This is a genomic window from Pseudomonas sp. PS02288, assembly GCF_029959715.1.
In the GTDB taxonomy this organism is placed as follows: Bacteria; Pseudomonadota; Gammaproteobacteria; order Pseudomonadales; family Pseudomonadaceae; genus Pseudomonas_O; species Pseudomonas_O kuykendallii.
Map to the genome: position 1 here is coordinate 48,389 of NZ_JASCPA010000013.1, position 19,811 is coordinate 68,199.

The window sequence follows — 19,811 nt, forward strand, 5'->3', positions numbered from 1 at the left end:
TTCCTTGCACTTTGCAAGTCGGAGAAATTTTCCACATGCAATTTGCACTATTTTCCTGGAGTCCTCGCCAAGTCCCGAAAACAAAAAAGGGCCCCGAAGGGCCCCTTTTCCTGTCGACTGATCGATCAGACGCCCGATGCCTTGGCAGCGGCGACATCCTTGATCGACAGCTTGATGCGGCCGCGGTTGTCGACGTCCAGTACCAGCACTTCGACTTCCTGGCCTTCCTTCAGCACGTCGGTGACTTTCTCGACGCGCTGATCGCTCAGCATCGAGATGTGCACCAGGCCGTCCTTGCCCGGAAGGATGTTGACGAAGGCACCGAAGTCGACGATGCGCTCGACCTTGCCGACGTAGATCTTGCCGATCTCGGCTTCCGCGGTGATCGCCAGTACGCGCTGCTTGGCAGCCTCGGCGGCGTCCTTGGTTTCGCCAAAGATCTTGATCGAGCCATCGTCTTCGATGTCGATCGAGGCCTTGGTCTCTTCGCAGATACCACGGATGGTCGCGCCACCCTTGCCGATGACATCGCGGATTTTGTCCTGGTCGATCTTCATCGCGATCATGGTCGGCGCATTGGCCGACAGCTCGGTACGCGACTGGGCGATGACCTGGTTCATCTGGCCGAGGATGTTCAGACGCGCTTCCAGAGCCTGGTTCAGCGCGATTTCCATGATCTCTTCGGTGATGCCCTGGATCTTGATGTCCATCTGCAGCGCGGTGACGCCCTTGGCTGTACCGGCCACCTTGAAGTCCATGTCGCCCAGGTGATCTTCGTCGCCGAGGATGTCGGTCAGAACGGCGAATTTCTCGCCTTCCTTGACCAGGCCCATGGCGATACCGGCGACCGGCGCCTTCATCGGCACACCGGCATCCATCAGCGCGAGGGAAGCGCCGCAGACCGAGGCCATGGAGCTGGAGCCATTGGACTCGGTGATCTCCGACACCACGCGAATGGTGTAGGGGAATTCGTCCGCGCTCGGCAGCATGGCGGCTACGGAACGGCGGGCCAGACGACCGTGGCCGATCTCGCGGCGGCCGGTGGCACCCATGCGACCACACTCGCCGACCGAATAGGGCGGGAAGTTGTAGTGCAGCATGAAGGGGTCTTTCTTCTCGCCTTCGAGGGTATCGAGCAGCTGTGCGTCACGCGCGGTGCCGAGGGTGGCGACGACCAGAGCCTGGGTTTCACCGCGGGTGAAGAGCGCCGAGCCGTGGGTCTTGTCGAGCACGCCGACTTCGATGTTCAGGCCACGCACGGTGCGGGTGTCGCGACCGTCGATACGCGGTTTGCCGTTGACGATGTTTTCGCGAACGGTGCGGTATTCGATCTCGCCGAAGGCATCCTTGACTTCGCCGGCGGACGGCTGGCCTTCCTCACCGGAGAACTTGGCGACGATCTGGTCGCGCAGCTCGCCGAGACGGCCGTAGCGCTCGTGCTTGACGGTGATGGTGTAGGCCTGGGAGATGGCTTCGCCGAACTCGCTGCGGATGGCGTCGAGCAGGCTGTTGTTGGCCGGCTTGGCCTGCCAGTCCCAGGTCGGCTTGCCGGCTTCGGCAGCCAGCTCGCCAACGGCCTTGATCACGGCCTGAAATTCTTCGTGGGCGAACAGCACAGCGCCCAGCATCTGGTCTTCGGTCAGTTCCTTGGCTTCGGATTCGACCATCAGCACGGCGTCCTTGGTACCGGCCACGACCATGTCCAGGCTCGAGGCCTTGAGCTGTTCGTAGGTCGGGTTCAGCAGGTAGCCGGTGCTTTCGTGGAAGGCCACGCGAGCGGCGCCGATCGGGCCGTCGAACGGAATGCCGGAGATGGCCAGAGCGGCCGAGGTGCCGATCATCGCAGCGATGTCCGGATCGGTCTTCTTGCTGGTGGAAACGACGGTGCAGATGACCTGCACTTCGTTCATGAAACCTTCCGGGAACAGCGGACGGATCGGACGGTCGATCAGGCGCGAGGTCAGCGTCTCTTTCTCGGACGGACGCGCTTCACGCTTGAAGAACCCACCGGGGATCTTGCCGGCGGCGTAGGTCTTTTCCTGGTAGTGCACGGACAGCGGGAAGAAGCCCTTGCTCGGATCGGCGCTCTTGGCACCAGTCACGGCGACCAGCACGGTGACGTCGTCATCGACGGTGACCAGCACAGCGCCGGAGGCTTGGCGGGCAATACGACCCGTCTCGAGGGTGACGGTCGACTGACCGAACTGGAATTTCTTGATTACCGGGTTCACGGTGTTTTCCTTCTCTTCGTTGCCTTTGGGGAAACTGCGCTTCTTGCGAAATTAGCGGGCAGTGTCGGGGTTCGGACCCGAAAACCGTCCTGGTAAAAAGCCAGAAAGCTGGAAGCCTGTGAACGGAAACCGGGAAAACCCGGCATCCAATCGCAAACTTCCAGCTTCCGGCTCAGGCAGCGTCTTAGCGACGCAGACCCAGGCGACCGATCAGGGCGCTGTAACGAGTGGTGTCCTTACCCTTCAGGTAATCCAGCAGCTTGCGGCGCTGGTTGACCATACGGATCAGACCACGACGCGAGTGGTGATCCTTGCCGTTGGCCTTGAAGTGATCCTGAAGCTTGTTGATGTTGAAGGTCAGCAGTGCAACTTGCACTTCCGGAGAACCGGTGTCGCCTTCAGCTTGCTTGTACTCGTTAACGATCTGGGATTTTTCTTCAACGCTCAGTGCCATGATTAGGGCTCCTTGAGTGAACAGGCCGGGACAGGTCCCGTGTTTTTAAAAGAGGAATGACCGTGCCTGCTGACAGCCACCCTCATTGCCTCGCGCGGACGAATCCGCACGCGGTATCGATCACTCCGATCGAATCAGTCGACGCGGCGCGATGCGCCCGTCTTCGCTCACTTCACCGATACCGATGAAGCGGCCATTGTGGTCCTGTACCCGCAGCATGCCGAACTTCGGTGCCTCGGGGGCGCGAACCGGCTGGCCGTGCAGCCAGTAGTAAGCGCTGTGTTCCGACAGCTGGATAAGCGGCCAATGCTCCAGGCCGCTGTCCGACGGCAACAGGAACTGGTCCAGTGCCTCGGCGCCGCCTTCGGCATGAGCCTGTTCCAGGGTTTCCAGACTGATCGCCTGGGCCAAAGAGTAGGGGCCGGCCTGTGTTCTGCGCAGTTCGGCGACATGCGCCCCGCAGCCCAGTTGCTGACCAAGGTCCTCGACCAGCGTGCGAATGTAAGTGCCCTTGCTGCAGCCTACCGCCAGACGCGCCTTGTCGGCCTCGAAGTTGAGCAATTCCAGGCGCGCAATAGTAACAGAACGCGCCTCGCGCTCCACCACTTCGCCCGCCCGCGCCAGCTTGTACAGCGGCTGGCCATCGCGCTTGAGCGCCGAGTACATTGGCGGGATCTGCTGGATATCGCCACGAAAGCCCGGCAGCGCGGCTTCCAGCGCTTCGCGACTGACGTCGACCGCCTGCCGATGGGTGACTTCACCCTCGGCATCGCCGGTGGTGGTGGTCACGCCGAGCTGGGCGACAGTCTCGTAACCCTTGTCGGCGTCCAGCAGGTACTGGGAAAACTTGGTCGCCTCGCCGAAGCACAGCGGCAGCACCCCGGTCGCCAGCGGGTCGAGACTGCCGGTGTGGCCGGCCTTCTCCGCATTGAGCAGCCAGCGGACCTTCTGCAGCGCCGCGTTGGAGCTGAAGCCTCGCGGCTTGTCGAGCACCAGGATTCCGCTGACGTTGCGGCGGATTCGTTTCACCTGAGCCAAGGCTTACTCCTCGGACTCGCCGCTGTGCTTGCGGTCTTCCGCCACGGCACGTTCGATCAGCGCCGACAGCTCTACGCCGCGACGAATGCTGGCGTCGTAGTGGAAATGCATCTGCGGCACGGTGCGCAGCTTCATCGCCTTGCCCAGGTGCATGCGCAGGAAGCCGGCGGCGTCCTGCAGAATCTTCAGGTTCGACGCGATCTTGTCGTCGTCCTGCCCCATCACGGTGATGAACACCTTGGCATGGGACAGATCGCGGCTGACCTCGACGGCGGTGATGGTCACCAGGCCGAGGCGCGGGTCCTTGATTTCACGCTGGATGAGCAGCGCCAGTTCGCGCTGCATCTGGTCGCCGATACGCTGGGTACGGCTGAATTCTTTGGCCATGTTCTGACTACCTGTACACCGGGCGGAAGAAAAACCCGCCCGGTTCATAAGCGGCAAACGCCCGGTCAGGCAGAGCCGAACCGGGCGTTGCGTTGAGCGACGGAAGCAGCTTAGAGGCTGCGCGCCACCTGGACCTTCTCGAAGACTTCGATCTTGTCGCCGACCTTGACGTCGTTGTAGCTCTTCACGGCGATACCGCACTCCATGCCGGCCCGCACTTCGGACACGTCGTCCTTGAAGCGGCGCAGGGATTCCAGTTCGCCCTCGAAGATCACCACGTCGTCGCGCAGTACGCGGATCGGACGATTGCGGTGCACCAGACCCTCGGTGACCATGCAACCGGCGACCGCGCCGAATTTCGGCGAGCGGAACACGTCGCGAACTTCGGCGATACCGAGGATGTTCTCGCGAACATCGCTGCCAAGCATGCCGGTCAGGGCTTTCTTGACGTCTTCGATGATGTCGTAGATCACGTTGTAGTAACGCATGTCCAGGCCTTCGGCCTCGACGATCTTGCGAGCACCGGCGTCGGCACGCACGTTGAAGCCGAACAGCACCGCGTTGGAAGCCAGCGCCAGGTTGGCATCGGACTCGGTGATGCCACCGACGCCGCCACCGACCACGCGCACCTGGACTTCGTCGTTGCCCAGGCCGCTGAGCGAACCCTGCAGCGCTTCCAGCGAACCACGGACGTCGGACTTGAGGACGATGTTGAGCGTCTTCTTCTCTTCCTGGCCCATGTTCTCGAAGATATTTTCCAGCTTGCCCGCATGCGCACGAGCCAGCTTGACCTCGCGGAACTTGCCTTGACGGAACAGGGCAACTTCGCGGGCCTTCTTCTCGTCGGCGACCACGGTCATGTCGTCGCCGGCATCCGGAGTGCCGTCCAGGCCGAGGATCTCGACCGGAATCGACGGGCCGGCTTCCTTGATCGGCTTACCGTTCTCGTCAAGCATGGCGCGCACACGGCCAAAGTTGACGCCGACCAGAACCATGTCGCCCTGACGCAGGGTGCCGTCCTGAACCAGCACGGTGGCTACCGGGCCACGGCCCTTGTCGAGACGGGATTCGACCACCACACCGCGGCCCGGGGCGGTCGGCGTGGCCTTGAGCTCGAGAACCTCGGCTTGCAGCAGCACGGCTTCCAGCAACTCGTCGACGCCGGTACCGGCCTTGGCCGAGACGCCCACGAAAGGCGCGTCGCCGCCCCACTCTTCCGGAATCACATCGAGCGCGGCCAGGCCGTTCTTGATGTTGTCCGGGTTGGCTTCCGGCTTGTCCATCTTGTTGATCGCGACCACGATCGGAACGCCGGCTGCCTTGGCATGCTGCACGGCTTCCTGGGTCTGCGGCATCACGCCGTCGTCGGCCGCCACCACGAGGATGACGATATCGGTGGCCTGGGCACCACGGGCACGCATCTGGGTGAACGCGGCGTGACCGGGGGTATCGAGGAAAGTGACCATGCCGCGGTCGGTTTCCACGTGGTAGGCACCGATGTGCTGGGTGATACCGCCGGCTTCGCCAGCGGCCACCTTGGCACGACGGATATAGTCGAGCAGCGAGGTCTTGCCGTGGTCGACGTGACCCATGACGGTAACGACCGGCGCACGGTGGAAGGATTCGCCTTCGAACTTCAACGATTCGGCCAGTTGCTCTTCCAGGGCGTTGTCGCTGACCAGCTTGACCTTGTGGCCGAACTCTTCGGCGATCAGTTGGGCAGTCTCCTGATCCAGCACCTGGTTGATGGTCACCGGGGTGCCCATCTTGAACATGAACTTGACGATTTCAGCGCCCTTGACCGCCATCTGTGCAGCCAGGTCGGCCACGGTGATGGTTTCACCGATATTCACGTCGCGCACGATGGGTCCTGTTGGGCTCTGGAACCCATGCTGATTGCGTTTCTTCAGCTTCGCCTTGCCGCGGCCACCACGACGGCCAAAGCTGTCGCTTTCGTCGTCGGTGCTGCGCGGTGCGACGCGCGGAGCGGGCACCTTGTCTTTCGGCGCGGGGCGATGCTGGGTGTGCTTGCGATCGCGACGTTCGTCGTCATCGCTGCGCGCCTTCTCGGGGCGCCGCACTTCTTCCTTCTTGCGCTCTTCGACGGGCGCCGCAGCGACCGGAAGCTCGGTGGAGGCGACTTCGACGACGGCCGCGGCAGGCACGGCTGCGCCCACTGCTTCGACGGAAGGCTGCGCCTGCTGACGGCGCGCGTCTTCTTCGGCGCGACGCTTGGCTTCTTCTTCGGCCTTCAGGCGAGCCGCCTCTTCCGCAGCGCGCTGCTCTTCCAGCTCGCGTTGCTTCTCGGCTTCGATCTCGTCAGGGCTGCGCTTGACGTAGGTCTTCTTCTTGCGCACTTCGACGCTGATGGTCTTGCTACCGGCAACCCGCAGGGTCGTGGTGGTCTTGCGCTGCAAGGTGATCTTGCGCGGCTCTTCCAGTTTCTCGCCGTGGCTGCCCTTCAGATGGGCCAGCAGGGCCTGCTTTTCGTTATCGGTCACTACTTGCTCGGCGCTGGTGTGCGACAGACCTGCCTCACGCATCTGCAGCAGCAGGCGCTCGACCGGTGTGTCGACCACTTGGGCCAGTTCTTTCACCGTGACTTGCGTCATGCATCTCTCTCCTCGACCGCGACTGCTTACTCGAACCAATGGGCTCGGGCGGCCATGATCAGCTTGCCGGCACGCTCTTCATCCATGCCGTCTATGTCGAGCAAGTCGTCGATCGACTGCTCGGCCAAATCTTCGCGGGTGATAACCCCGCGCATTGCCAGTTCCAACGCCAGGTCCTTCTCCATACCCTCCAGCGAGAGCAGGTCTTCGGCCGGCTGGGCATCCGCCAACTTCTCTTCGTTGGCGATGGCCTTGGTCAGCAGGCGATCCTTGGCACGGGAACGCAGCTCATTGACGATGTCTTCGTCGAAGCCATCGATGTTGAGCATCTCTTCCATCGGCACGTAGGCGATCTCTTCCAGACTGGTGAAACCCTCTTCAACCAGTACCTGGGCGAGTTCCTCGTCGACCTCCAGCTCGTCGATGAAGGCTTGCATGATGTCGCCGGTCTCGGCCTGCTGCTTGGCCTGGATATCGGCCTCGGTCATCACGTTCAGCGTCCAGCCGGTCAACTGACTGGCAAGGCGAACGTTCTGGCCGCCGCGCCCGATGGCCTGGGCGAGATTGTCTTCGCCAACGGCGATGTCCATCGCGTGGGCGTCTTCGTCGACGATGATCGCCGCCACTTCGGCCGGGGCCATGGCGTTGATCACGAACTGCGCAGCATTGTCGTCCCACAGCACGATGTCGACGCGTTCGCCGCCCAGTTCGCCGGACACCGCCTGCACGCGCGAACCGCGCATGCCGATGCAGGCGCCCTGCGGATCGATGCGCTTGTCCTTGGAGCGGACGGCGATCTTGGCGCGCGAACCGGGATCACGCGAAGCGGCCATCACTTCGATGAGCTCTTCGGCGATTTCCGGTACTTCGATGCGGAACAGCTCGATCAGCATCGCCGGCGCGGTGCGCGACAGGATCAACTGAGGACCACGGTTTTCGGCGCGAATTTCCTTGAGCAGCGCACGCACGCGGGCGCCGACGCGGAAAGTCTCACGCGGGATGATGTCTTCGCGGGCCAGCAGCGCTTCGGCGTTGTTGCCGAGGTCGACGATGACGTTGTCGCGGGTGACCTTCTTCACGGTGCCGAAGATGATGTCGCCAACGCGGTCGCGATAGGCCTCAACCACTTGCGCACGCTCGGCTTCGCGCACCTTCTGCACGATGACCTGCTTGGCGGTCTGCGCAGCGATGCGGCCGAACTCGATGGAATCGATCTTCTCTTCGAACACGTCGCCGTACTGGGCGTCGGCCTTGCGCTCCTGTGCCTGGTCCAGGGTGTACTGGGCAGCCGGCTCCTCGAACTCCTCGTCGGGGACCACGGTCCAGCGACGGAACGTCTCATAGTTACCGGTCTGGCGATTGATCTCCACCCGCAACTCGACGTCATCTTCATAGCGTTTCTTGGTCGCCGTGGCCAAGGCCAACTCAAGCGCCTCGAAAATCACACTGGCCGGTACGCCTTTTTCATTGGACACCGACTCAACAACCAGCAGTACTTCTTTGCTCATCGTACGCCTCGCCTCTCGCAATCCATTGGACCCGCGGGGATCCGCCCCTCAGTCAAAACGGGGAATAATGTTGGCTTTGTCGACCGAATCGATCGGCAACAGGTATTCGTGATCGTCGACCAGCACCACTACGTCCTGTTCTTCCGTACCGCGGAGGATGCCCTGAAAATTGCGCCGCCCCTCGAAGGGCGAACGCAGCTTGATCTTGACCTGCTCACCGGCATGAGCGGCGAACTGTTCCAAGGTGAACAGTGGCCGGTCCATTCCCGGAGAGGAGACTTCGAGGGTGTACTCGCTGGCGATGGGATCTTCCACATCGAGCACGCCGCTGATCTGGCGACTGACCTTTTCGCAGTCCTCGACCAGAATTCCATCGGCGCTATCGATATAGACCCGCAGCAGCGAATGCTTACCCTGAGAAATGAATTCGACGCCCCAGCATTGGTAACCCAGGGCTTCCACTACCGGCGCCAACATGGCCTGCAACTGTTCTAGCTTGCTCGACACGAAAGCCCCTCGCGCATGCTGTGCAAATAAAAAATGGGCGAAACGCCCATCCCTTGAAGCCGCCTGGAGTTGCCCGGCGGCAGACTGTCCAGCTAGCAAAAAGCCCCTGAAAAGGGGCTTCGCTACTACTGGTTGCGGGGGCTGGATTTGAACCAACGACCTTCGGGTTATGAGCCCGACGAGCTACCAAACTGCTCCACCCCGCGACAAAGCTGGGGCGAAAGTATACGGTTATTTACCCTTTCAGGTCAACCGAACCTCCGCTAACAGCAAAGCCCGCTATTGCGGGCTTTGCTGAGTATTGGTACCGAGGAGGGGACTCGAACCCCTACAGCCTATGGCCACTACCACCTCAAGGTAGCGTGTCTACCAATTCCACCACCTCGGCAAAACTTGCCTTCTACTTCTGCTCTGAAGCCTGAGGTACGTCAGCGCCATCGTTGGCCGCTGGCTTTTGCTCTTCGAGCACCGGCACATCACTTGCTGCCGATTCTTTCTTCTGCACTTCCATGACCGCCGGATCAGGCAGGCCGACGCTAGTCAGCGCTTCAGCCTTTTCCTTAGCAAAGTAACCTAAGCCCAAGCTGGTCAAGAAAAAAACGGTGGCCAGTATAGCAGTAACTCGACTCAGAAAGGTAGAGGAACCTTGGCCGCCAAATACAGTTGCGGAAGCACCGGAGCCAAAAGAGGCACCCGCATCCGCACCTTTCCCCTGCTGCAGAAGCACCAGGGCGATAACGCTCAGAGCCCCCAGCAGGTGAACAACGATTACGACAGTTTGCAGCATTTCATCAGCATCCCGCGGCGCGACAGATCGCACCGAATTCATCCGCATTCAAGGAGGCACCACCAATCAGCCCCCCATCGATATCCGCCATGCCAAACAGCTCGGCGGCATTGGTGGCCTTGACGCTGCCGCCGTAAAGAATCCTCATACCCTGCGCCACTTCGGCGCTCTCACCCGCCAACTGCGCGCGAATCGCCGCGTGGACCGCTTGCGCCTGGGCCGGCGTCGCAGTTAGTCCGGTACCAATGGCCCAGACCGGCTCATAGGCGATCACCGCATTGAAGAAGGCACCGATACCCAATTCATGGATGATGCTGCCCAACTGCTCGGACACCACTTCGAGCGTCCGTCCCGCCTGACGCTGCTCCAGCGTCTCGCCGACACAGAGGATGGGCACCAACCCATGCGACTGCGCCGCGATGAACTTGCGGCTGAGCAACTCGTCACTCTCGCCGAACAACTGGCGGCGCTCGGAATGTCCGATCAACACCAGCTTGCAACCTGCATCAGCCAACTGAGCCGCGGAAATTTCTCCCGTCAGCGCACCTTGCCAAGGCTCTTTCGCGCAGTTTTGCGCACCGACCGCTATGGGAGAATCGGCGAGAACCTCGAGCACGCGCTCTACATGGAGAAAAGGCGGCAGTACGGCGACTTCGACCGAATCCGGTATCGCCAGTTGGCGAACACCTTGGGCGAGCGCATCAGCGCTGGCGCGGGTACCGTGCATTTTCCAGTTACCAGCAACCATCGGGCGACGCATGCTCAACCTCGTCGATCAAAGTGGGCGCAGATGTTAACCAAGAGCTTGCGGACTGGCAAGCGAATCAAGCACATACCTCTGTCACGACCTTCGCCAGCTCATCGGCGTAGCCGCGCACCTGGGCTTCATCGTCACCTTCGACCATCACCCGCACCAGCGGCTCGGTGCCCGACTTGCGCAACAGCACGCGGCCGCGCCCCGCCATGCGCTCCTGAACACGCTCGCAGGCGTCCTGGACAGCCGGGTGCTCGACCGGATCCAGATCGCCGGAAAAACGCACGTTGACCAGAACCTGCGGGCACTTGCGCAGTGCCTGGCGCGCTTCGGCCAGCGTCTGCCCGCGACGCTTGAGCGCCATCAGCACCTGCAGTGCGGCGATGATCGCGTCGCCGGTGGTGGTGTACTGGCAGCAGACGATGTGCCCGGAGTTCTCGCCACCCAGCTGCCAGCCACGCGACAGCAGCTCGCTCATCACGTACCGGTCGCCCACCTTGGCGCGCACGAACGGAATGTCCAGCTCCTTGAATGCAAGTTCGAGCCCCAGGTTGCTCATCAGGGTGCCGACTACCCCCCCCTGCAACCGACCCTGCTCGCGCAGATCGCGAGCGATCACGTAGAGCAGCTCGTCACCGTCGACGATGGCACCGGTGTGATCGACCATCAGCACGCGATCGCCGTCGCCATCGAAGGCGATGCCGAGGTCGGCGTGCTGCTCGATGACGGTCGCCTGCAACGACTCCACATGGGTCGAACCGCACTGGTCGTTTATGTTCAGGCCATTGGGCTGGGCGGCAAGGACGCTGACCTCGGCACCCAACTCGCGGAACACGTTCGGCGCCACCTTGTAGGTCGCCCCGTGGGCGCAGTCGACGACGATCTTCAGCCCGGCGAAATCGGTACTGGTCGGCACGCTGCTCTTGCAGAACTCGATGTAGCGTCCGGCGGCGTCGTTGATCCGCGAGACCTTGCCCAGCTTGGCGGAATCCACCACCACCATCGGCGTATCGAGCAGTTCCTCGATCATCAGTTCTACCTCGTCGGGCAGCTTGGTGCCGTGGCCGGAGAAGAACTTGATGCCGTTGTCGTAGTGCGGGTTGTGCGAGGCGCTGATGACGATACCCGCCTCGGCGTGGAAGGTGCGGGTCAGATAGGCAATGGCGGGTGTCGGCATGGGCCCGAGCAGCAACACATCGGCACCGGCCGCGGACAACCCGGCCTCCAGCGCGGATTCGAACATGTACCCGGAGATGCGCGTGTCCTTGCCCACCAGAATCCGGCAGGCGCCCTGGCGACGGAACGCCATTCCAGCGGCCCAGCCGAGCTTGAGCATGAAGTCCGGCGTAATGGGAAATTGCCCGACCAGTCCGCGAATACCGTCGGTGCCGAAATACTTTCTGCTCATAACCGCTCCATCAAATTCATTCCGCCGCTTCGACCGCGGCGATCATTCGAACCACATCGACCGTCTCGGCGACGTCATGCACCCGCAGGATATGCGCGCCCTTGGCCACCGCAAGGGCCGCCAGGGCCAGGCCACCATACAGGCGGCCTTCGACGCCACATCCAAGCGCCTGGCCGATCATGCTCTTGCGCGAGACGCCCACCAGCAGCGGCAGCCCGAACCGCAACAGGGCGTCGAGGTGCTTGAACAGGCTCAAATTATGCGCCAGGTTCTTGGCAAAGCCGAACCCAGGATCGAGGAGCAGCCTTTCACGGCCGATTCCCGCAGCCTCGCACAGCGCGACGCGCGCCCCCAGATAGTCACAGACCTCTTCGACGACATCCCCATAAGCCGGACGGTCCTGCATGGTCGCCGGCTCGCCACGCATATGCATCAGGCAGACCGCCAGGCCACTCTCGGCAGCCGCCTGCAGGGCGCCCTCGCGACTCAGCGAACGCACGTCGTTGATCAGGCCCGCACCCTGCCGGGCGCTTTCGCGCATCACCTGGGGGGTGGAGGTATCCACCGAGATGATCACGTCGAGCTCGGCCGCGATCACCTGGACGACCGGAATGACGCGCTCGAGCTCATCGTCGACGGATACGATGGCGGCGCCCGGACGGGTCGACTCGCCACCAACATCGATCAGCGTCGCCCCCGCTGCAACCATCGCTTCGGCGTGCCGCAACGCATCGTCGAGCGCATTGAAGCGGCCGCCGTCGGAAAAGGAATCGGGGGTAACGTTGAGAATGCCCATGACATGCGGGCGGCTTAAATCAAGAACCCGGTTGCCGCAAGGCAACCGGGTCTGGTTTTGCTGAAAGCTCATGACTGCCTTAGTGTTCGCCGGCCGGACCACCGATCGGGGTTTCCGGGCGATCACCCTCAGGGCGTGTCACGGTCGGACCCGAGGCGCCGCCCGTACCGTCCTGCCAGTCACGCGGCTCGCGCGGTATACGACCGGCCATGATGTCGTCGATCTGGTCGGCATCGATGGTTTCGTACTTCATCAGCGCTTCGGCCATGCGATCGAGCTTGTCGCGGTTCTCCACCAGAAGCTGCTTGGCGGTGCCGTAGCAGGTGTCGATGATGCTGCGGATTTCCAGATCGATCAGCTTGGCGGTATCCGCTGACATGCTGGCGTTCTGGCTGCTGCCGCCACGACCGAGGTAACCCTCGTTCTCGTCCTCGGCATACATCAGCGGGCCGAGCTTCTCGGACAGGCCCCACTTGGTGACCATGTTCTTCGCCAACTGGGTGGCGCGCATGATGTCGTTCGAGGCACCGGTGGTGACGCCGTCGAAGCCCAGCGTCATCTCTTCGGCGATACGGCCGCCGAACAGCGAGCAGATCTGGCCGATCAGCGCACGCTTGGACAGACTGTAGCGGTCTTCCTCGGGGAGGAACATGGTCACGCCCAGAGCGCGGCCACGCGGGATGATCGAGACCTTGTAGACCGGATCATGCTCGGGAACCAGGCGCCCTACGATGGCATGGCCGGCTTCGTGGTAGGCCGTATTGAGCTTTTCCTTGTCCGACATGACCATGGTCTTGCGCTCGGCCCCCATCATGATCTTGTCTTTGGCCAGCTCGAATTCCTTCATGTCGACGACACGCTTGCCGGAGCGCGCGGCGAACAGCGACGCCTCGTTGACCAGGTTGGCCAGATCGGCGCCGGAGAAGCCCGGCGTACCGCGCGCGATGACCGCTGCCTTGACGTTCTCGCCCATCGGCACCTTGCGCATGTGCACGTTGAGGATCTGCTCGCGGCCACGGATGTCCGGCAGGCCGACCACCACCTGGCGGTCGAAACGGCCCGGACGCAGCAGCGCGGGGTCGAGTACGTCGGGACGGTTGGTCGCGGCGATGACGATAATGCCGTCGTTCATCTCGAAGCCGTCCATCTCAACCAGCAACTGGTTGAGGGTTTGCTCGCGCTCGTCGTGACCGCCGCCCATGCCGGCGCCACGGTGGCGGCCGACGGCATCGATCTCGTCGATGAAGATGATGCAGGGCGCGTGTTTCTTCGCCTGGTCGAACATGTCACGAACGCGGGATGCACCCACGCCGACGAACATCTCGACGAAGTCGGAACCGGAAATGGTGAAGAACGGCACCTTGGCCTCGCCGGCAACGGCTTTGGCCAGCAGCGTCTTGCCGGTACCCGGCGAGCCGACCATCAGCACGCCGCGCGGAATACGCCCGCCCAGGCGCTGGAACTTGCCCGGATCGCGCAGGAACTCGACCAGCTCGCTGACCTCCTCCTTGGCCTCGTCGCACCCGGCGACGTCGGCGAAGGTGGTTTTCACCTGGTCCTCGGAGAGCAGGCGCGCCTTGGACTTGCCGAAGCTCATCGGCCCACCCTTGCCGCCGGCGCCGCCCTGCATCTGGCGCATGAAGAACATGAACACCGCGATGATCACCAGGATCGGGAAGCTCGCCACCAGCAGTTGAGTCCAAATGCTCTGCTGCTCGGGCTGCTTGCCTTCGATGACCACGTTGTTGTCGATCAGGTCACCGATCAGACCGCCGTCCTGGATCGCCGGGCGGATGGTCTTGAAGGTATCGCCGTCGGCACGCTTGCCGGTGATGACGTAGCCATCCACGGTGACGCGCTCGACCTTGCCGTCCTTGACCTGCCCGATGAAGTCCGAGTAGTTCAGCGTCTGCGGCTCGGTGGGGCTGGAGAAGTTGTTCATCACGGTCACCAGGACGGCCGCGATGATCAACCACAGAATCAGATTCTTTGCCATGTCGTTCAATTCTCTAACCCTCTGGAGCAGGCCAATTCGACCTCGTACCCGCATGACGGCTGGTTGGTAACCCGCCTAACTTACTATACAACCCCACCCCGGGCGGGAGGTGTCTGTAACCCTTTATATCGTTGAGACTGCCAGAAAAGCGCTTTAGTGCAATCACTCTCCGCGGAAACCGCGGGCCAGCAGGTACTGCTCACGGGAGCGATCGCGAGAGGACAGCGGCTTGCGCATCTGCACCTTGTCGAACTGCTCGCGAACCTGCTTGTGGTAAAGATCGAAACCTTCACCCTGGAAAATCTTGATCAGGAAATCGCCACCCGGACGCAATACCCGGCCGGCGAGATCCAGTGCCAGCTCGCACAGATACATGGCGCGCGGCTGATCAGAAGCTCTCACTCCACTCATATTGGGGGCCATGTCGGAAATCACAAGGTCCACCGGGTTTTCGCCGATGGCTTCGAGGATACGAGCGAACACCGCATCGTCGGTGAAGTCACCCTGAATGAAGGTCACGTCGGGGATGCTATCCATCTCCAGGATGTCGGAGGCGATTAACCGTCCACGGTCGCCAATGACCCGACTGGTGACCTGCGACCACCCTCCGGGCGCCGCGCCGAGATCGACGACGGTGATACCGGGACGCAGGATGCGGTCCTTCTCCTGGATTTCCAGCAGCTTGTAGCTGGCGCGCGAACGGTAGCCGTCCTTCTGCGCCATCTTCACGTAGGGGTCGTCGAAATGTTCTTTCAGCCAACGAGGGCTAGTCTTGGAACGGGCCACGAGGCACCTCGGGTAACGAATGTGATTGGCTGAGCGCGGCCCGAATCGCTCGGGTAAACTACGCCACTTTTTTGCAAAACGAATCGAACAGGGGTCGGATTATGGCGCTCACTCAAGAGCAGAAGAAGCAATACAAATCTATCGGCCACCACCTGAAACCGGTATTGATCGTCGCCGAGAACGGCCTCAGCGAAGGCGTCGCCGCCGAGCTCGACCGCGCGTTGAACGATCACGAGCTGATCAAGGTGCAGTTCCGCATCACCGAACGCGAAGAACGTATCGCCCTGATCGAAGCGGTGTGCAAGAGCGGCCGGGCCCAGCTGGTGCAGATGATCGGCAAGATGGCGCTCATCTATCGCAAGAACCCGCAGCCGAACAAGAACCTCTCCAACCTGCACCGCCACCAGGCCTGACACCGCCAGGCGGAGCCTTCAGCTCCGCGGCTGGCCCGGCACCGGCTGCAACACCAGCAGCGCACCGCAAAAACCCAACAGCAGGTAGACGAAGCGCGGGGCGAACTCCGCGCCGGGCAAGCCTGCGCGCAGCAGCGGGTAGGTTGCCGAGATCAGCAGGATACCCAGCAGCAGCCGACCGCGCGTTTGCTGCCACAGGCTCGGGAAACCCTCGGCCTGCGCCAGGATCAAGCCCTGCAGCACCACGCAGAACGCCGCGAAGGCTACCAGCAGTGCACGCAGCCCGGCGCCAACCTCCTCGACCAGCAAGGGCGCCAGACCGATTCGCTGCAGCGCGGGCACCATCACGAAGTGCAGCAGCCACAGGCCGCCGACCCAGAAGGTCTGCGCCAACCGCCAGGCGGCGGCGCCGGCCCGCAGGCGCAGGCGCAGGCGCAGGTCAGATATGGCGAACCTCGACGATCTCGTACTCGACCAGACCGCTGGGCGTCTTCACGCCCACGGCGTCGCCTTCCAGCTTGCCGATCAGCGCCCGGGCTATCGGTGAACTGACCGACAGCTTGCCCTGCTTCACGTCGGCCTCGTCCTCGCCGACGATCTGGTAGGTGACGCTCTCGTCGGTCTCGACATTGGCGATCTCCACGGTGCTGCCGAAGATCACCTTGCCGGTGTGCTCGATGGTCGTCACATCGATCACCACCGAGTTCTGCAGGCGGCCTTCGATGTCGCGGATGCGCGCCTCGACCATGCCCTGTTGCTCGCGGGCGGCGTGGTATTCGGCGTTTTCCTTGAGGTCACCCAGCTCGCGAGCGGTGCCGATGTCCTGGCTCAGCTTCGGACGGACGACCTTGGTCAGGTGGGCGAGTTCTTCTTCCAGGGCGCGAGCGCCCTGCACGGTCATGGGGTACTTGGTCATGCGTTGATTCCTGCGTGAAGGTCCTGCAGACGGCGCACGGTCTTTTCCGGACCGAATTTGAGCGCTTCACAGATCGCCTGGCCACCGGCGATGGTGGTGGTGATGCAGATCTTGTGCTGCAGGGCGTTACGACGGATGGAATAGGAGTCGGCGATGGATTGGCGACCCTCGGTGGTGTTGATGATCAGGGTGACTTCGTCGTTCTTGATCATGTCGACCACGTGAGGACGGCCCTCGGTCACCTTGTTGACGCGCCGCACCGGCAGGCCGGCGGCCTCGATGATACGCGCCGTGCCGGCGGTGGCGACCACTTCGAAGCCAAGACCGACCAGGTCGCGGGCAACCTGCTCGACGAACGGTTTGTCGTCGTCACGCACGCTGATGAAGGCGCAGCCGGCGTTCGGCAGGATTTCGCTGGCGCCCAGCTGGGCCTTGGCGAAGGCCTCGGCGAAGCTGTCGCCGACACCCATCACTTCGCCAGTGGATTTCATCTCGGGGCCGAGGATCGGGTCCACGCCGGGGAACTTTGCGAAGGGGAACACCGCTTCCTTGACGCTGAAGAACGGCGGGATGATCTCGGTGGTGAAGCCGATTTCCTTGAGCGACTTGCCGGCCATGACCCGCGCGGCGATCTTCGCCAGCGAGGTGCCGATGCACTTGGACACGAACGGCACGGTGCGCGAGGCACGCGGGTTCACTTCGAGCACGTAGATATCTTCGCCCTGGACGGCTATCTGCACGTTCATCAGGCCGATCACGCCGAGCTCCAGCGCCATCTTCTTGACCTGGCTGCGGATCTCGTCCTGGATCGCCATCGGCAGCGAGTACGGCGGCAGCGAGCACGCCGAGTCGCCGGAGTGAACGCCGGCCTGCTCGATGTGCTGCATGATCGCACCGATCACCACATCTTCGCCGTCGCATACGGCGTCGATGTCGACCTCGATGGCGCAGTTGAGGAAGTGGTCGAGCAGCACCGGGCTGTCGTTGGACACCTGCACCGCCTCACGCATGTAGCGCTTGAGCTCATCCTCTTCGTAGACGATCTCCATCGCGCGGCCCCCCAGCACGTAGGACGGGCGCACCACCAGCGGGTAACCGATGCGCTTGGACGCGGCGATCGCCTCGTCTTCGCTGCGCGCGGTGGCGTTCGGCGGCTGGCGCAGGTTCAGGCGCTCGACCATCTGCTGGAAGCGCTCGCGGTCTTCGGCGCGGTCGATGGCGTCCGGGCTGGTGCCGATGATCGGCACGCCGGCTTCTTCCAGCGCGCGGCAGATCTTCAGCGGAGTCTGCCCGCCGTACTGAACGATCACGCCTTTCGGCTGCTCGACGCGGACGATTTCCAGCACGTCCTCCAGGGTCACCGGCTCGAAGTACAGGCGGTCCGAGGTGTCGTAGTCGGTGGAAACGGTCTCCGGGTTGCAGTTGACCATGATGGTCTCGTAGCCGTCTTCACGCATCGCCAGCGCCGCGTGCACGCAGCAGTAGTCGAACTCGATGCCCTGGCCGATACGGTTCGGCCCGCCGCCGATGACCATGATCTTGTCGCGGGTCGACGGATTGGCCTCGCACTCTTCCTCGTAGGTCGAGTAGAGGTAGGCGGTATCGGTGGCGAACTCGGCGGCGCAGGTATCGACGCGCTTGTACACCGGCAGCACCTTCAGCTTGTGACGGTGGCTGCGCAGGTTCTTCTCGGTGACGCCCAGCAGCTTGGCCAGGCGGGCGTCGGAGAAGCCCTTGCGCTTGAGCCGGCGCATCAGCTCGTAGTCGATGCTGGAAAGGCCGAGGGTCTTGACCTTCTCCTCCTCCTTGACCAGGTCCTCGATCTGCACGAGGAACCAGGGATCGATCTTGGTCAGGCCGAAGATCTTCTCCATCGAGTAGCCGGCGCGGAAGGCATCGGCGAGGTACCAGACGCGGTCGGCGCTGGGCACGGTCAGTTCGCGCTTGAGGATACTGTCGGCTTCCGGATTGCTCAGGTCGAGCTTCGGATCGAAGCCGGCGGCACCGACCTCGAGGCCGCGCAGCGCCTTGTGCATGGACTCCTGGAAGGTGCGGCCGATGGCCATGACTTCACCAACGGATTTCATCTGGGTGGTCAGGCGGGCGTCGGCCTTGGGGAATTTCTCGAAGGCGAAACGCGGGATCTTGGTGACGACGTAATCGATGGCCGGCTCGAACGAAGCCGGGGTGCGACCGCCGGTGATGTCGTTCTGCAACTCGTCGAGGGTATAACCCACGGCCAGCTTGGCGGCGATCTTGGCGATCGGGAAACCGGTGGCCTTGGAAGCCAGCGCCGAGGAGCGCGACACGCGCGGGTTCATCTCGATGACGACCATGCGGCCGGTGTCCGGGCAGATGCCGAACTGCACGTTGGAGCCGCCGGTTTCCACGCCGATCTCGCGCAGCACCGCCAGGGAGGCGTTGCGCAGGATCTGGTATTCCTTGTCAGTCAGGGTCTGCGCCGGCGCCACGGTGATCGAGTCGCCGGTGTGCACGCCCATCGGGTCGAAGTTCTCGATGGAGCAGACGATGATGCAGTTATCCTTCTTGTCGCGGACCACCTCCATCTCGTACTCCTTCCAGCCGATCAGCGATTCGTCGATCAACAGTTCGGAAGTCGGCGACAGGTCGAGGCCGCGGGCGCAGATTTCCTCGAACTCCTCGCGGTTGTAGGCAATGCCGCCACCGGTGCCGCCCATGGTGAAGGACGGCCGGATGATGCACGGGAAGCCGACCTTGTCGAGGACGCCGTAGGCTTCTTCCATGTTGTGGGCGATGCCGGAAACCGGACAGGCCAGGCCGATGTCCTTCATCGCCTTGTCGAAGCGCGAGCGGTCTTCGGCCTTGTCGATGGTGTCGGCGTTGGCACCGATCATCTCGACGCCGAACTTTTCCAGGACGCCGTGTTTTTCCAGGTCGAGCGCGCAGTTCAGCGCGGTCTGGCCACCCATCGTCGGCAGCAGCGCGTCGGGGCGCTCCTTCTCGATGATCTTGGCCACGGTGGCCCACTTGATCGGCTCGATGTAGGTGGCGTCGGCCATGGCCGGGTCGGTCATGATGGTGGCCGGGTTGGAGTTCACCAGGATGACGCGGAAACCCTCTTCCTTCAGCGCCTTGCACGCCTGCGCGCCGGAGTAGTCGAACTCGCAGGCCTGGCCGATGACGATGGGGCCGGCGCCGAGGATCAGGATGCTTTTGATGTCTGTACGCTTGGGCAT

17 protein-coding genes and 2 tRNA genes are annotated in these 19,811 nt (G+C 62.7%); 1 reads left to right on the forward strand and 18 read right to left on the reverse strand.

The window, feature by feature from the left end:
• Window positions 1–125: 125 nt before the first annotated feature.
• The 15 genes from pnp to rlmE all read right to left on the reverse strand — a co-directional run bounded on the left by pnp (window position 126) and on the right by rlmE (window position 15,264).
• Window positions 126–2,231, reverse strand: coding sequence for a polyribonucleotide nucleotidyltransferase (gene pnp / locus QMX85_RS07880; protein WP_090223603.1), 2,106 nt, complete (start codon window positions 2,229–2,231; stop codon window positions 126–128).
• A 184-nt stretch (window positions 2,232–2,415) separates the two neighbouring features.
• Window positions 2,416–2,685: a 30S ribosomal protein S15 gene (gene rpsO / locus QMX85_RS07885; RefSeq protein WP_090223605.1), complete on the reverse strand. Its 270-nt coding sequence runs from the start codon at window positions 2,683–2,685 to the stop codon at window positions 2,416–2,418.
• A gap of 120 nt (window positions 2,686–2,805) precedes the next feature.
• Window positions 2,806–3,723 (reverse strand): tRNA pseudouridine(55) synthase TruB, encoded by a 918-nt coding sequence (gene truB, locus QMX85_RS07890; protein WP_282339616.1) that lies wholly within the window; start codon window positions 3,721–3,723, stop codon window positions 2,806–2,808.
• 3 nt (window positions 3,724–3,726) lie between these two features.
• Window positions 3,727–4,110 (reverse strand): 30S ribosome-binding factor RbfA, encoded by a 384-nt coding sequence (gene rbfA, locus QMX85_RS07895; RefSeq protein ID WP_090223609.1) that lies wholly within the window; start codon window positions 4,108–4,110, stop codon window positions 3,727–3,729.
• A gap of 110 nt (window positions 4,111–4,220) precedes the next feature.
• Complete coding sequence (gene infB / locus QMX85_RS07900; protein WP_282339619.1) at window positions 4,221–6,722, reverse strand: translation initiation factor IF-2; 2,502 nt, start codon at window positions 6,720–6,722, stop codon at window positions 4,221–4,223.
• Window positions 6,723–6,748: 26 nt separating this feature from the next.
• Window positions 6,749–8,230: a transcription termination factor NusA gene (nusA, locus tag QMX85_RS07905; protein ID WP_273234266.1), complete on the reverse strand. Its 1,482-nt coding sequence runs from the start codon at window positions 8,228–8,230 to the stop codon at window positions 6,749–6,751.
• A 48-nt stretch (window positions 8,231–8,278) separates the two neighbouring features.
• On the reverse strand, window positions 8,279–8,737 hold the full coding sequence (gene rimP, locus QMX85_RS07910; RefSeq protein WP_282339622.1) for a ribosome maturation factor RimP: 459 nt from the start codon (window positions 8,735–8,737) through the stop codon (window positions 8,279–8,281).
• 129 nt (window positions 8,738–8,866) lie between these two features.
• Window positions 8,867–8,943 (reverse strand) — tRNA-Met (locus tag QMX85_RS07915).
• A gap of 96 nt (window positions 8,944–9,039) precedes the next feature.
• Window positions 9,040–9,125: transfer RNA gene (locus QMX85_RS07920), tRNA-Leu, on the reverse strand.
• A 12-nt stretch (window positions 9,126–9,137) separates the two neighbouring features.
• Window positions 9,138–9,524 (reverse strand): preprotein translocase subunit SecG, encoded by a 387-nt coding sequence (gene secG, locus QMX85_RS07925; protein ID WP_282339624.1) that lies wholly within the window; start codon window positions 9,522–9,524, stop codon window positions 9,138–9,140.
• A 4-nt stretch (window positions 9,525–9,528) separates the two neighbouring features.
• Complete coding sequence (gene tpiA, locus QMX85_RS07930; protein WP_282339626.1) at window positions 9,529–10,284, reverse strand: triose-phosphate isomerase; 756 nt, start codon at window positions 10,282–10,284, stop codon at window positions 9,529–9,531.
• A gap of 64 nt (window positions 10,285–10,348) precedes the next feature.
• Window positions 10,349–11,686 carry a phosphoglucosamine mutase gene (gene glmM / locus QMX85_RS07935; protein WP_282339628.1) on the reverse strand — a complete coding sequence of 446 codons (1,338 nt, stop codon included), beginning with the start codon at window positions 11,684–11,686 and terminating at the stop codon, window positions 10,349–10,351.
• 16 nt (window positions 11,687–11,702) lie between these two features.
• Window positions 11,703–12,554: a dihydropteroate synthase gene (gene folP, locus QMX85_RS07940; protein WP_282339630.1), complete on the reverse strand. Its 852-nt coding sequence runs from the start codon at window positions 12,552–12,554 to the stop codon at window positions 11,703–11,705.
• A gap of 7 nt (window positions 12,555–12,561) precedes the next feature.
• On the reverse strand, window positions 12,562–14,478 hold the full coding sequence (ftsH, locus tag QMX85_RS07945; protein WP_282339631.1) for an ATP-dependent zinc metalloprotease FtsH: 1,917 nt from the start codon (window positions 14,476–14,478) through the stop codon (window positions 12,562–12,564).
• 162 nt (window positions 14,479–14,640) lie between these two features.
• Window positions 14,641–15,264: a 23S rRNA (uridine(2552)-2'-O)-methyltransferase RlmE gene (gene rlmE / locus QMX85_RS07950; RefSeq protein ID WP_090223625.1), complete on the reverse strand. Its 624-nt coding sequence runs from the start codon at window positions 15,262–15,264 to the stop codon at window positions 14,641–14,643.
• 101 nt (window positions 15,265–15,365) lie between these two features.
• On the opposite strand from rlmE, the gene yhbY reads away from it, so the two are divergent.
• Window positions 15,366–15,677: a ribosome assembly RNA-binding protein YhbY gene (gene yhbY, locus QMX85_RS07955; protein ID WP_090223626.1), complete on the forward strand. Its 312-nt coding sequence runs from the start codon at window positions 15,366–15,368 to the stop codon at window positions 15,675–15,677.
• A gap of 18 nt (window positions 15,678–15,695) precedes the next feature.
• Here the strand turns inward: yhbY and QMX85_RS07960 are convergent, their stop codons facing one another.
• Genes QMX85_RS07960 through carB form a run of 3 tightly spaced genes read right to left on the reverse strand, consistent with a single transcriptional unit; the run spans window position 15,696 to window position 19,811 of the window.
• Window positions 15,696–16,070 carry a DUF4149 domain-containing protein gene (locus tag QMX85_RS07960; protein WP_312206580.1) on the reverse strand — a complete coding sequence of 125 codons (375 nt, stop codon included), beginning with the start codon at window positions 16,068–16,070 and terminating at the stop codon, window positions 15,696–15,698.
• A gap of 46 nt (window positions 16,071–16,116) precedes the next feature.
• Window positions 16,117–16,593, reverse strand: coding sequence for a transcription elongation factor GreA (gene greA / locus QMX85_RS07965; RefSeq protein ID WP_090223630.1), 477 nt, complete (start codon window positions 16,591–16,593; stop codon window positions 16,117–16,119).
• Window positions 16,590–19,811: a carbamoyl-phosphate synthase large subunit gene (carB, locus tag QMX85_RS07970; RefSeq protein ID WP_282339635.1), complete on the reverse strand. Its 3,222-nt coding sequence runs from the start codon at window positions 19,809–19,811 to the stop codon at window positions 16,590–16,592. The genes greA and carB overlap by 4 nt, the downstream gene beginning before the upstream one ends.